Annotated in this window: 9 protein-coding genes; 7 read left to right on the top strand and 2 right to left on the bottom strand. The window is 69.9% G+C overall.

The window, feature by feature from the left end; all coding sequences use genetic code 11:
- Positions 1 to 166 precede the first annotated feature (166 nt).
- The 6 genes from ACJ8AN_RS04610 to ACJ8AN_RS04635 all read left to right on the top strand — a co-directional run bounded on the left by ACJ8AN_RS04610 (position 167) and on the right by ACJ8AN_RS04635 (position 9170).
- Positions 167 to 565 (top strand): BlaI/MecI/CopY family transcriptional regulator, encoded by a 399-nt coding sequence (locus ACJ8AN_RS04610; RefSeq protein ID WP_407753991.1) that lies wholly within the window; start codon positions 167 to 169, stop codon positions 563 to 565.
- Positions 562 to 2175 (top strand): transglycosylase SLT domain-containing protein, encoded by a 1614-nt coding sequence (locus ACJ8AN_RS04615; RefSeq protein WP_407753992.1) that lies wholly within the window; start codon positions 562 to 564, stop codon positions 2173 to 2175. Before ACJ8AN_RS04610 ends, ACJ8AN_RS04615 begins: the two co-directional genes overlap by 4 nt.
- A 104-nt stretch (positions 2176 to 2279) precedes the next feature.
- Positions 2280 to 4712, top strand: coding sequence for an LPS-assembly protein LptD (locus ACJ8AN_RS04620; RefSeq protein WP_407753993.1), 2433 nt, complete (start codon positions 2280 to 2282; stop codon positions 4710 to 4712).
- Between the two features lie 135 nt (positions 4713 to 4847).
- Positions 4848 to 6506 (top strand): serine/threonine protein kinase, encoded by a 1659-nt coding sequence (locus ACJ8AN_RS04625; protein ID WP_407753994.1) that lies wholly within the window; start codon positions 4848 to 4850, stop codon positions 6504 to 6506.
- Positions 6507 to 6530: 24 nt separating this feature from the next.
- Positions 6531 to 7427 (top strand): DUF2381 family protein, encoded by an 897-nt coding sequence (locus ACJ8AN_RS04630; protein WP_407753995.1) that lies wholly within the window; start codon positions 6531 to 6533, stop codon positions 7425 to 7427.
- Positions 7428 to 7913: 486 nt separating this feature from the next.
- Positions 7914 to 9170 carry an imm11 family protein gene (locus ACJ8AN_RS04635; protein WP_407753996.1) on the top strand — a complete coding sequence of 419 codons (1257 nt, stop codon included), beginning with the start codon at positions 7914 to 7916 and terminating at the stop codon, positions 9168 to 9170.
- Positions 9171 to 9319: 149 nt separating this feature from the next.
- Here ACJ8AN_RS04635 and ACJ8AN_RS04640 read toward each other — a convergent pair whose 3' ends face one another.
- Positions 9320 to 11239: a trehalase family glycosidase gene (locus ACJ8AN_RS04640; RefSeq protein WP_407753997.1), complete on the bottom strand. Its 1920-nt coding sequence runs from the start codon at positions 11237 to 11239 to the stop codon at positions 9320 to 9322.
- A 584-nt stretch (positions 11240 to 11823) separates the two neighbouring features.
- On the opposite strand from ACJ8AN_RS04640, the gene ACJ8AN_RS04645 reads away from it, so the two are divergent.
- Positions 11824 to 12387 (top strand): hypothetical protein, encoded by a 564-nt coding sequence (locus tag ACJ8AN_RS04645; RefSeq protein ID WP_407753998.1) that lies wholly within the window; start codon positions 11824 to 11826, stop codon positions 12385 to 12387.
- A gap of 27 nt (positions 12388 to 12414) precedes the next feature.
- Here ACJ8AN_RS04645 and ACJ8AN_RS04650 read toward each other — a convergent pair whose 3' ends face one another.
- Entirely contained in the window at positions 12415 to 13776 is a 1362-nt protein-coding gene (locus ACJ8AN_RS04650; RefSeq protein ID WP_407753999.1) for a cytochrome P450, read from the bottom strand.
- Positions 13777 to 13780 lie beyond the last annotated feature (4 nt).

Genomic DNA, 13780 nt, shown 5'->3' on the forward strand with positions numbered 1-13780 from the left:
GGCAACCGTCGGCCCGCGCTTCACCGCCGCCTCAACCCCACCCTGTGTTGTGGGAAGGACACCGCGGTGGATCCCCCTTACGCCGGGGCCCGGCAGGACGAACAACTAAAACCTTAGTTGCCATTCAACTAAGGTCTTAGTAGTTTGAGGGCCGGAGGTTGGGAGCATGTCCAGGTCATCGCGGAACGAAGAGCCCAAGCCCCTCACGCCAGTGGAGCTGGAGCTGATGCAGATCGTCTGGCGCAAGGGCGAGGTGAGCGTGGCGGACGTGCTCGAGGCGCTGCCGGCGGAGCGCAAGCTGGCCTACACCTCGGTGTCCACGGTGCTGCGGATTCTGGAGCAGAAGGGCGTGCTGGGCAGCCGGAAGGTGGGCCGGGGGCACCTGTACTCGGCGCTGCTGCCGCGCGAGGCCTACGAGGTCCAGAGCGTGCGCCACCTGGTGGAGACGGTGTTCGACGGGACGCCCTCGGCGCTGGTGGAGCGGCTCGTGGAAGCGGTGCCGCTCTCGCCCGAGGAGGTGGAGCAGCTCCGCCAGCTGCTGGCCAGGAAGGGGAGGAAGTCATGAGCGCGCTCGTGCGAGAGCTGGCCATGGGGTACGTGAGCGTGGCGGTGCTGCTCACGGTGGGCTTCGGGCTGGTGCGCGCGGCCCTGGCCCTCATGGGACGGGCGGGCGTGCACCTGTCCGCGCGACAGACGTTCTGGGCCGGGCGCGCGACGCTGGCCCTGGCGCTGCTGCTGCCCCCCGCATGCCTCACCGTGCGAGGGCTGGTGCCCACCGGGCCGCTCTTCTCCTTTGATCGCTCCGTGGTGCGGCTCACCACGCGGCTGCCGGAGCCGGCCTGGGCGCCGCGTCCACGTGCTCCCCTGCCCCGCCCCGCCGAGACGCCCCTGTCCTTCCCCGTGGGCACGGCCGTGGCGCTGGTGCTCGGGACGGTGGCGGTGGTGCACTGCGCGCGGCACCTGCGCCAGCACCTGCGGCTGCTCGAGCGGCTCGAGTCGCTGCCTCGAGTGCGCCAGGTGGGCCGCGTGGCCGTGGTGCTGTGCGACTCCGAGGCCAGCGCCTTCTCCACCTGGTTCCCGCGCCGCTCGCCCCACCCCAGCGCCTGGGTGGCCGTGCCGTCCCACCTGCTCGAGGACGCGGCGGCCCTGCGGATGACGGTGCAGCACGAGCTGCAGCACCACCGCCAGCGCGACACGGTGCTCGCCTACCTGCGGCTGGCCGTCAGCGGCCTCTTCTTCTGGAACCCCGTGGTGCGCGCCTTCGGGCGGTGGCTCGTCCTGTGCCAGGAGCTCGCGTGCGACGAGGCGCTCGTGTCCGGCGGCAAGGCCCGCCCGCATGACTACGCCCGCTGTCTGCTCGAGGCCGCGCTGCGCGCCTCGAGCGCCCCACCCCTTCCCGCCGGAGTCACCGGCATGGCCCACCCCACGAAAAGGAGGATCGACATGCTGTTCCAATCGCGTCCCAGCCGTCCCCACCACGCCCTCGGGCTCGTCGCCGTCGTGGCCCTCACACTCGTCCCGCTGGCCCTCTGGGCCCAGAGCGCCACCCGCGGCCGCGCGGTGACGCTCGCCGAGGCGAAGGCGCTCGCCCAGGCCTCGCAGCGCGAGGGGGACATCCAGGTGGTGGTGGACGAGCAGGTGGTGGAGAAGCTCAACCAGCTGGTGACCACGCCCAAGGGCCGGGCCTTCATGAAGAAGGCGCTGGAGAACCTGGGCGCCCACCGCGAGGCCCTCACGCGCACGCTGCGCGCCCGGGGCCTGCCCGAGGGACTGCTGGCCGTGGCCATGGTGGAGTCGGCGGTGACGAACATGCCGGAGACGTCGACGGAGCCCTCGCTGGCGCCGGGCCCCAGGGGCGCGGGGGTGTGGATGTTCATCCCCTCTACGGCGCGCCAGTACGGCCTCCAGGTGGACGCGCAGAAGGACGAGCGGCTCGACGTGGCGCGCGAGACGGAGGCCGCCGCGACGCTCTTCTCCGCCCTGTACGGCCGCTATGACGACTGGCGCCTGGCGCTCGCGGCCTACAACCAGGGCGAGAAGAAGGTGGACGAGGTGCTGAGCCAGACGGGCCAGCGCGACGCCGGAGTGCTCGCCCGCTCCGGCCGGCTCAACGACTACGCGAGCACCGTGCAGGCCGGGCTCCTCATCCTGCGCAATCCGCACCTGCTCGATTGAGCCGTCCCCCGGGCCGCTCCTTCACTCCGAAAGCGTTCCCCGTCATCACCGGACTCGTTCCGCCGTTGCCGAGGGAGCGGCGTTGGGCTTGAGTCCGGGGCCCCATGTTCGGCCTGGTCCTCGTCACCCTCGCGCTCACCACCTCCGGGCAGCTCCATGTGCCCACGACGTCGCCGGACGCCGCGCTCGGGCCGGAGGTGGTGCTCTCGGGCAAGCTGTTCTCGAAGGAGGGCACCCTCTTCCGGGCCTCGGGCGAGGCGGTGCTGCGCTCGGGGACGACGGTGCTGCGCGCCGACGAGATGACGTACGACCAGGAGACCCGGGTGGCGCAGGCGCACGGCAACGTGCTGCTGGTCTTCAACGGGCTGATCGGCTTCGCGAAGGATCTCACCGTCAACCTGGAGACCCGCGAGGTGACGGCCCCGGGCGCCACCTTCTACCAGAAGCAGGGCGTGGCCCCCGAGGTGCTCACCGAGCTGGCCGCCCGGGGAGAAGCGCTGACGCTCGAGCAGACGGGCAGCAACGCGTTCTCCTTCACCACGGACCACTTCCGCCTGCTGGGGGATCGCGCGTACCAGGTGGACAACCTGTCCTTCTCGGCGTCGTGCGGTTGCGACGTGGTGGCGCGGCTCTGGCGCGTCTCGGCGAGCAGCGCCACGCTCGAGCCCGGCGAGCGGGCCTCGTTCTCCTCGCCCACGGTGCGCATCCTCGGCGTGCCCCTCGTCTGGCTGCCGCTGCTCTCGCTACCGCTGACGAACCGCGCGACCGGACTGCTCTTCCCCGAGTTCGGCTCCACGGGCCTCAGCGGCTTCCAGCTCGCCCAGCCGCTCTTCCTCACGCTGGGGCAGAGCTACGACATGACGCTCGCGCCGGGGTACGCGTTCGGCAGTGGATCGGACTCCTCGGGCAAGGGCTCGCTGGGCGTGAGGGGCCCATTCCTCAACTCCGAGTTCCGCTACACCCCGGCGGAGGGCGTCAACGGGCGGCTCTGGATGCGGCTGCTCTATGACTTCAAGCTCGAGCGCAGCCCGCTGGATCCGAACGTGCTCGAGCCGGATGCGAAGCAGCGGGGACCGCGGGGCTGGGGCAGCGTCGAGCACCGGCAGGAGCTCGGCAACGGCTGGCACACGCGGGCGGACGTGACGCTGTACTCGGACGGATTCCTCTTCGCCGACCTCACTCCCGCCGGAGGCTTCGGCCGCTCGTACTACTACATCCCCTCCACGGCCACGCTGTACCACCGGGGCGAGGACCACTACGCGGGGGTGGACCTCGCCTACCGCCAGGACATCCGCTTCGGCTACCCGCTGTTCGGCGGCGACGACCTCCGCCCGACCGTCTTCCAGCGCATTCCCCGGCTGCTCTACACGATTCCCACGGTGCCCCTGCTCGGCCCGCTCACGGGCAGCGTGGACGTGGAGCTCTCCCGGCTCTCGCCGCTCGGAGGGCTGCTGGGGGACGAGGGCACGGATGGGGTGTTCTGGCCCGCCCTGCCCGACGCGGACGGCACGCAGGGCAATGGCCGGTTGGATGTGGGCGAGCGCCAGGCGCGCACCCGTCTGGACGTGAGGCCACGCCTGAACGCCACGTTCGACGTGGGAGGCGTGCTGCGGGCCACGCCCTACCTGGCGGTGCGCGAGAGCCTCTACCTCTTCGAGGTGAGCCGGGAGGCCCGGAGCCGGACGTACGGGATGGCGGGCCTGACGCTGGACACGGAGCTGTCGCGGACCTTCGGCGAGGGGGCCTCGGCGATCCGTCACAGCATCATGCCGGCGGTGGAGCTGCGCGCGGTGCCTCGCGTCTTCGGCGAGAAGGCGCCGCCCATCTACGACGAGGTGGACGCCGCGGTGACGCCGGACGGTTTCTTCCAGGGCCAGGTGGCCTTGCGGCAGAAGCTGGTCCGGCGCGTGGGCACCAGCGGGACGGCGGAGCTCGGCCGGTTGGATTTGACGCAGGGAGTGGACTTCCTCGAGCGGCGGCTGGGCGAGACCTCCGGACGCCTCCTGGCCGTGGTGGGACCGGTGACGGCGGCGGCCACGGCCCGGCTCGACCTGTTCACCCCCAACGTGGAGCAGCGGCTGACCCAGCTCTCGGCCTCGGCGAACTGGAACGTGCTCGCGAATGGGCGGCTGAACGTGGGGGCCGGATACGAGCGGGCCCTGGGAAGCTCCGAGCGGGTGCGCCGTCCCATCGACATGCTGCTGCCCCCGCCCCTGACCACCACCGCCCCGGTGAGCAGCGGAGGCTCGTGCTCCGACAACGCGACGCTCGACGCCCGGCCGATCGATCGCGTGCTGTTCAACGCGGGGACGAGCCTCCCGTTCGGCCTGGGCGTGAACTACGGGGCCGAGGTGTACCGGAGGGATCCGGCGCGCTGCGACGTGGTGCAGGTGCGCTCGCAGACCCTGAGCCTCTCGTACACGCCGAGCTGCGATTGCTTCCAGATAGCTGCCCATGCCTCGCTGCTGCCCGCGCCGGTGTACTTCGACTACGGGGTGCTGCTGACGGTGAAGGGGCTCGGCACCTTCGGGCGCTGAAGGCTGGAGTTTCTCGAGCAGTCGCTGGCCTCTGCCGGCCAGGCCCGGGGAGCGGAGGCCGCGAGCCCAACCTCTTGCGTCCGGGGAACCCCGCCATCCGTTTGGTAGTCTCTGGAGTTTTCGGAGGCGGGCCAGATGCTCGATGGAAGCGGTGGACAGGCCAGGGATGGGTTGCCCTGGGGGTTGGCTCCCGGCACGGAGGTGGCCGGATTCACCGTCGAGGGGCCGCTCGCCTCTGGCAGCTTCGGCACCGTGTACCGGGCGAGGCGTGGGGGGCGGCCCTTCGCCATCAAGCTGGTGCCCATGGAACCGCGAGGAGACCGGGAGGTCGAGGCCCTGCGTTTGATGCGGCACCCGAACGTGGTGAGCTTCCACGGGTATGGCTTCTGGCCCGAGGAGCAGCCGCGCTTCCTGGTGCTGGCCCTGGAGCTGGTCGAGGGCCGCCCGTTGAACGTCTGGGCGCAGGAGGAGAACCCGTCCGCGCTCGAGCTGGTGCTGCAGGTGCTGCTGCCGTTGGCTCTCACCCTGGCGGACGTGCACGCGGCCGGCGTCGTGCACCGCGACCTCAAGGACGCCAACATCCTCGTGCGCGAGGAGGACGGGCAGCCCGTGCTGGTGGACTTCGGCGCGGCGGGCCTCGAGGGAGCGCCGCGCCTGACGCAACTGCTCCCTCCCGGCACCGCGGAGTACCGCAGCCCCGAGGCGTGGCGCTTCGCACGCGAGTGGGAGGGGGAGCCCTACCCATTCACGCCAGCGGATGACCTGTGGGCGCTGGGCGTCATCACCTACGAGTTGCTGACGCGCACCCTCCCCTTCGGGGATCGCCACGACCCGGGGATGGTACGCGCCGTCCTCGAGGAGACGCCACCGGCCCCCCATGAGCTCAACCCGCGCGTGCCGCGGGCCCTCGGCGACTTGTGCATGCGGATGCTGGAGAAGGAACCGGAGGCCCGGTACGCGGACGCGAAGACGCTCGCCGCCGCCCTGACGACGGAGTGGGCCCAGGCCGACCGGTCCTGGCGCGCGCCGCTCTTCCCCGAGGGCCGTCGCGGCAAGAGTCCCTCTCCCGCCCCCGCTGCACGAGGAGCCCTGACACCCACGCGAGGGGTGCTCGTGGGGCTCGCTCTCGTCGCGGTCCTGGGGGTGTTCGCCGTGCTCGCCCAACGCTGGGAGTCGCGGCCCCCGTCTCCATCGCAGCAGGCCAGTTCTCGCCAGGAAGTGGCGCCAGCGAAGGTGACGGGCGACGTTGGGCCCGGCGCGGAACCTGTGAAGTCACCCACCCCCGCGCCCGTCGCCCGTGCGACGCACAACGAGGATTCACCGATGAAGAAGCCCAAGACACTCCGATCCCTGGTTGCCGCTGGCTGCGCTGTCGGCGCCGCCTGTGCGAGCGGCCCGCAGGTACGTCCGCCGCCTCCTCCGGCGGAGTGCCCGCCGGGAGCCGCCGAGGCGATGGATAAGCTCGAGATCCACGGGTGGCACGGGGGCCTGTTCCCGCCGCTCCATGGAGGGGTCCAACCCGTGCCGGCGCAGGAAGGCCCTGTCACAGCGGAGACGATTGGACCGTGGGGGGAGATCCCGGATCACACCGTCTTCTCCGGACACATGTACCTCGGAACGAACCGCGTCTATGCGCGCTTCACTCAAGCCACACTGCCGAATGGCAAGGTGTTTCCGGTCTGCCTGGAGATGTACGAGAACCAGGATGTCGGTGTGCCGCCGTATGAAGGCACGTCCGAGAAGCCCCTCATCCTCAACAGCGTCAGCCTGGTGCCTGTACTGCGGTTCGAGTAGGACCCTCCTGGAGGACGTGCCACCGTGATCTCGCCTCTCCTCATTCTGGCGCTTCTCCACACGGCGCCGGATGCGCAACCGACTGCTGCGTGTCAGGACGTGCAGCGCATTGAGCTGTCATTGACGCATGGCGCCGCGCAGGAAATATGCGTCAGCTCGGGGCTCTTCACCGGTTTTGTCTTCGACGCACGCGTCGTCATTGACGTGGAGGACGAGGTTCGTTTCGCGGAGGTGACTCGAGGCAACACCAGCGTGAGCCTCATGCCTCCGGGGGACGGGGTGGAGGGGGAGCACTTTCGACTCCTGGCGCGCTTCCCTGACGGGGCGAGTGTCACCTTCCTGCTCGTCGTCCACAGAGGGAGGGCGACGAGACAGGTCGAGGTGTACCGCGACAGGAGAACGCTCGAGTCCTACCAGCACGAGGTGGCCCAGGAGCAGGCGCGGAATCAGCAACTCCAGGAAGAGAACGCGGCACTCCGGCAGCAGCTCGAGCAACTGCGCACCGAGTACGGGGATCCGCGAGGGCTGCGGCGACTCATCGCCAGCAACTCGCTGAGCAAGGCGGGAATCCGTGCCCTCCAGCTCAATCAGGAAATCATACGACACACGGAAGGGACTCTCACCGCGACGCGCGGAGTCGCCTACCGCTCGGAACTCCGGGTAGCAATCGAGGTGTCGCTGACGAATGAAGGCACTGAGCCCTGGTCGGCCAGCGTGGCGACGCTCGTGGACGCCCAGGGCGAGGCGCTGACGGGGATTCGGTTATGGCTGGAGGGAGGCTCCATCCCGCCACACGAATCGCGCCGGGTGGTGGTCGAAGCGGATGCGAAACCTGGAGAGCATCAAGGCGAGGTCACGCTGATGCTGCGCGAGGACGGGCCGCGCTCGATCACCATCCCGGGAGTGGCGCTCCCCCGCTGAACAGGGTCAGGGGCGCCGTGGCCGGGGCAGCAGTAGATCAGGCCCGCTGTATCTGCCACGCATGGCCAACCCGGTGGCTTGACGGGCCCACCCGCGTTTCCGTGTAATTCCGGAGCGACGGCTCGCCCCCGCGTCGCTTCCGGAGGTGCGCCGTGTCCACCCGTCGTGCCGGCCCGCGCCCACCTGGCGTGCCGCTTCGCCACCTCCTCGGCTACTGGTTCGTCCTCTTCGTCTTCGTCCAGTCCGCCTGCGCCACGCACGCCCCCTGGGGCAGCCTCACCCAGAGCTACGACTGCTTCCATCTGCTGGGGGATGGCCCGAGCGACACCACGCTGAGTCACACCGACAGGTTCGCCCTCGCCCTTTCCCTGGCCCTCTCCCCTGCCGTGGAGGCAGGAATTGGAGCTGCTTGCCGAGCAACTCCGAAAGGTCGGCACCCGGCTCAACAAGCTCGTCACCCGGACCGAGTGACGATAGGAAAGCCACATGACGAAGCGGTACTTCAGGCTGAACGAGGACATGAGCAGCCCGGAGCGTTGGGTGCTTCACGACACCCTGGATACCCAGGGAAAGAAGGTGGGAGCGCGGCTGTACTTGAATGCGTCGCCCATTCCTTTCGACAGCCCCCTCCGGGTTCCCATCCTCCATCCGGGTAATCCGCTCGATTTCTCTTTGGCGGACGCCGGGGATTTTCCCGTGGTCACCGAAAAGGTCGCTCGCACTCTTGCCGAGTTGGCTCCTGGGGACGTGCAGTTCTACCCCGCCCAGGTGGACTCGCGGCCAGAGCCTTACTTCCTGGTCAACGTCGCGCGACTGGTGAAATGCGTCGACGACGAGACCTCCGAGGAGGTGCTCTATTGGAAACCAGAAGACAACCGGCCTGACCTTCTCGGCCAGTACCGATCAGTAATGGGCATGCGAATCGACCCCTCAAGAGTGGGTGATGCCAAGGTCTTCCGGCCTTGGGGATATCCGCCAGCCCTGCTGGTTGCCGAAGACGTCAAGGAAGCCCTTGAGCGCACCGGAGCCTCGGGGATGGAGTTCACGGAAGTCACCGGCCCGAGCCCCATCAGCGACGAGGAGCGCGCCTACAAGCAGAGGTGCCGCGAGCTTCTGGAGCCCCCTCCTGCGGCCAGACGCGCGGCGTGGAAGTCGCTCGGCACGCTGGACGAGTTGGCTGTTGCCCCAAGGGCCATCTGCTACGAATGGCCAGCCCACCGGCAGGACTGGGCCATCATCCATCGGAAAGGCGGACGCCTGCTCCTCGTTTCCGAGGGCCTCTCGGACCCTTTCATCGCCCAACTGCAGCCCTCCGTGGGCTTTGGCCTCGAGCTCGCTCTGGAAACAGAGCCCACGGAGCTTCCCCTCGACGCCATTGAGGGGAGCTGGCCCTACCTGCTGCTGGAGCAAGTCTCCAAGGAGGTGGTGGCCCATGAGCACCTGCGCGAGGGAGCGAATGCGGGCCCACTCGCGGTGGAGGTAGACGGCAGGGACATGCCCGCGTCCCTCGTTACGCCGGAGAGCCGGGTGGGCGTACTGCTGGGCCTCGAGTCACGCACGCTGCCCAGGCAGTTTTCCACGCCGTTCGGCGACGTGCGGCTCGTCACCGTCAAGGCCCTGCTGCCCGTGGAAGCACAGTACGTGGCGAAGCGTGGCGCGGAAGGCGCGGCCGAGCTGGCGCGACGCTTCGTGGCTAGCGGCGAGGAGCACCTCTCACGCTCTGGTCGGCGGGCCGTCGTTTGACCGCGCGCCGGGGCTTCGACGCGCACCACGCTGACTCGCTGGAAAGTCGAGTCTGAGCGGACGCGGCCGGAATTTCCTCGCCCAGCCCCCCTACCGCCTCTTGGCCGTGCTTCACGCCCAGCACCCGTGCCAGCCCGGGCCGCACCCCGTCACGCGGCGATGCGAGCCGCCCGCTTCTTCCGGGAACGGCCGCTGCCGCCCTGGTCGCGCGGGCCGAACACCCGGTCCGCCGGAATGCCCGCGTCGAGCGCCTCGCGCAGCATGGGAGACAATCCGTCCAGCAGCAGCAGCACCGAGGCGTTCGTCCAGGCGAAGCCCAGCGTCCGCTCGGAGCGCGGCGCCAGGAGCGAGCCGCGGTCCGCGCCCTGGTTGCCGTACTCCACGGGCACCTCGGCCGAGCGGCTCACCACGTCGTACTTCTCCTTCACCAGGCCGTTGTGGCTCCCCGCGATGTCCAACACCATGGACAGCCAGCGGTAGGCCACCGCATCGGCCTCGGCGTGGAAGCCGTAGCGGCGCAGGCCCTCCACCGCGATGAGCTGGTGCGGCGCCCAGCCAAAGGGCCAGTCCCACTGCAGCGGCTCTCCGCCCGCGGCCTCGCGCGAGGCACGCGTGCTGGAGGTCAGGCCACCGTCATGCAGGAAGCGCGGGAGCGCGGCGGCCACGGTGGCGGCCTCCTCGCGCGAGGCCCAGCCCGTCCACAAGGGATAGAACGTGGCCAGGGACTCGTAGCGCGAGCGGCGTCCGGTCACGAAGTCATGGTCGAAGAACAGCCCGCGCTCGGCATCCCAGAAGCGCGCACGCATGGTGCGAGCCCGGGCCCGCGCCGCCTTCGCGTACCGGGCCGCCCGCATCGAGTCCTCGCCTTCCACCTGGCGCAGGAGGCTCGCGAGATCCATCTCGTACTGGAACAGCAGCGAATTGAGGCACACCGGCTCGTGGTGATGGGTGGCCGTGCCGAAGCGGTGGCACATGTCCCAGCCGCTCTCGCGGATGGCGCGGTCATGGCGGTGGAAGCCGGCGTCGTCCGGCCGCGAGCCGTAGAATGCGGACAGGTCCTCGGCATCGGGGCCCTCGGCGTCGTCCTTGTAGCGCGACAGCCCGCTCGGGGTGGCGCGAGCGCCGGTGCGGAAGACGGTCTCGAGTTCCTGCTCGGCCATCCGGGCCACGCGCTTGAGCAGCCGCTTGTCCGAGCGCATCGCCTGGAGCTCCAACGCCAGCCGGGGCATGAGCGGCGGCTGGGTGCGCGACAGGTGGTAGCTGAGATTCGAGTTGGGAATCTTCCCGTAGTGCTCGATCTCGTAGAGCTGGTTCTCGAGCAGATCCCTCGCGAGCCCGTAGCGCTGGGAGGCCAGGGCACCGCGGGCGTTGAAGTAGCTGTCCCAGCCGAACATCTGCACGAAGCGCCCGCCCGGGACGATGTACGGACGCGGCAGGTAGAGCATCCCCGGCTGGCGCATGAGGGCGGTCCAGTCGGCGGCCTCGCGAGGCTTCTGGAGCGGCACCAGCTCCAGCCCACTGGAGCGCCGGGCCTCGGCGCGGAGCTTCTTGAGCGCCTTGCGATCCCGCACGGGCACGTACACGCGCAGCCGGCCCTCGGGGTCCTTCACCGGCATCACCTCGAGCGCCTTCTTCAAGTCCACGGCGCGATCCGAGCGGCGGACGAGCCCGTCCCAGCCCTCGTCGATCAACTGGCGCAGCGCGGTGCCGCGGGACTCCAGCATCCGCTCCACGGGGAGCCCGGGCTCATCCCCCCGCCCCGCCTGCACTTCCCCGGCGAGCACGTCCGCGACATGCGAGAGCCGCTCCGCTCCGGCCAGCTCCAGACGCGCGCCCGGGCCGAGCTCGAGGTCCACCGCGAAGCGCAGTCCGCTCTCCCGCGCGCGGTCGGCATCGCGCTCGGTGAGGCGGCCGTCGCCGTCGAGGTCCAGGGCCATGAGCAACTCGAAGGCGAGACGCGCGGTCGCCGAGGTGACGGACAGCGGGCCCGGAGACTGGGGCTGGCCGGTGGCGGGCTCACGAGCAACGCGCTGCGAGAGCGGGTTCTGGAGGGGAATGGCAGTGGGCACTTTCGACCTTCCAAGGAGGACGCGGCGCGCAAGGTACACGAGTCCGTCCCGCTGCCCGACTCACGATCCGCGGCCCGCCCGCTCTCCGGCCGGACCGTCCGCGCCCAACACGGAAATCCTCGTGGAAACTTCGTCCTCAAACTTCCAGACGGAGAAACACTCCGGGGGGAAACACGGGTTGGAGCACCACGCGCGCTGACGACCCTGAGCGGCCCTATCAGCTGGAGCCGCTCGTGACGCGCTCATCGCCATGGGCAACAACTACGTGGCCTGGCGCGAGCAGCACGACATGGCGACGAGGTCTCCCGCGCCGCGCTGCTCACGGCCCTCACGCCGCTGCTGAAGCTCGCCCGGAGCCCATGCGAGCAGGCGGGCCCGGCAAGCCCCTGCGGGGCGGGGGCGTCCAGGAGAGGACAGCCTCCCACGAGGAGTCGGAGCGGACCCGTACAGGTGGCAAACTGGAGGAAGCCCTCATCTCTGCTACCGTTCGCTTCATGCTGGCGTTTCCGCCCCGTCACCTCCGGTCACTGCTGTCTGGCCTCGCTTGCGCCGTGCTTCTGTACGGTGCCAGTGAGGCCCTCCGGATGGGGCCGGCCGTGCTCGTGCCCTACGGCGTGTTGGCGCTGGCCTTCGGGGCGAGGTGGAGGCACCGGTCCGCGGTGGCCGCGCCCATGGGCCACGGGCGGAAGGCGCGAGTCCCGGCGTTCGCGCTGGCGAGGCTCGCGCACGACGACGAGCCCTCCCGGCAGTACCCGGTGTCCCGCGGGGCCCCCTCCCTTCCCGAGCGGCGCACCTTCTGGTCGCGGGTGAAGATCTGGGTGGGTGGCGCGGGCTTCCTGCTGTGCGGGCTGTGGTGGCTGCTGCTCAGCGCGATGCTCTTCATGCCGGATCCCTCCCCCACGATGGATGGGATGTTTTCCAGCTACACCCTGACGCTCGTGACGGTGTCGCTGCTGCTGACGATGCTGTTCCTCGTCGTGCTGCGCTCGGGGCTGCGCGGGCCGTCGGATCCCTTCGCGCCGACGGAGCACCCCCGCGAGCGCCTGCGCGCTCAGCCCTATGTGCCGTATGCCCCTGGTGCGTACGCCGGCCCGGGGCCGCGCTCGGGCAAGAAGTCGCACCTGCGGCTCGTGCGCAACGCCCGGTAGTCCCCTGCCCCACCGCCCGGCGCGGACCTACCGCGGCTCGATCAACATCGGCATGCCGTTGCGCGACCCGAGCGTGCCGGTGACCTCGATGCGTGGCTGATGCCCGGGCGCCAGCCTCACCTTGAAGCGCCGCGCCAGCATGGCCGTCATCAGGTGCGTCTCGAACAGGGAGAAGTTGTTGCCCACGCAGATGCGCTGGCCCGCGGCGAACGGATGGTAGGCGTGAGGGTCGCGCGCGGATTCGCGCTCGGGCAGCCACCGGTCCGGGTCGAAACGCTCCGGCTCCTCCCAGTAGCCCGCATGGCGGTGCGTGCCATACGGGAACATCAGCATCCTCGAGCCGGCGGGGATGTGCACCCCATCAATCGAGTCCTCGGACACGGCATCCCTCACGTACATGGGCGCGGCCGGATAGAGCCGGAGGACCTCCTTCACCACCTGGAGCGTGTACGGCAGCTTCTTCAGGTCGTCGATCGTCGGCGGCGCATCACCCAGCACCGCGTCCAGCTCGGCGTGCAGGCGCCGCTCCACCTCGGGGTTCTGGGACAGCGCGTACCAGAGGAACGTCAGCGTGCGGGCCGTGGTCTCGTGCCCGGCGAAGAACAGGGTCAAGCCGTTGTCGAGCAGGAGCTGGTCCGCCATGAGCGCGCCCGTCTCCTCGTCGCGCGTGGCCATCAGCTTGGTGAGGAGATCCTCCGGCCACTGGTCCTCGGGCATGGCCCGGCGCCGCGCGATGAGCCCGGAGATGTACTCCGTCACCTCCCGGCGCACCCGCCGGTACCGCAGGTTCCTGGGCGTGGGCACCCAGCGCGGGAGCTTGAGCAGCGTGCGGTCCTGGTTCGACACGTACTTGAGCAGCACCTCCAGCGAGTCCTTGAAGCGCACCAGCGTCTCGTCCGAGTCGGTGCTGAAGACGGTGTGCAGGATGACGCTGGCGGTGACGAGCATCATCTCGCCGAGCATGTCCACGGGCTTGCCGGAGCCCGCGTCACGCGAGCGCCAGCGCTCCATGAAGCGCAGGGTGTCGGCGACGAAGACGGGGTAGTACTTCTCCACGGCGCGCGGGGTGAAGAACGGGGCCATGATCCGGCGCTGCTGGCGCCAGTCCTCCCCTATCGCGGTGACCAGTCCATTGCCGAGCAACAGCTCGCGCACGCCGTCATAGCTCTTGAGCTTGTCGTAGTTCTGGCGGTGGGTGACCGAGATGCGGCGCACGTGCTCCGGGTGCACCACCAGGAAGAACGCGCGCTTACCGCCCAGCCGCACATCCGTCAGGTCTCCATGGTTGCGCCAGATGTGCATCATCAGGCCCAAGGAGCCCGTCCGCCGGGCCGTCTGGAACAGCTCGAAACGGGAGGGCGCGTATTGGCCAACAGAGGCAGCGGTCACGGTT

It is taken from the genome of Archangium sp. (assembly GCF_045802675.1).
Classification (GTDB): Bacteria; Myxococcota; Myxococcia; order Myxococcales; family Myxococcaceae; genus Archangium.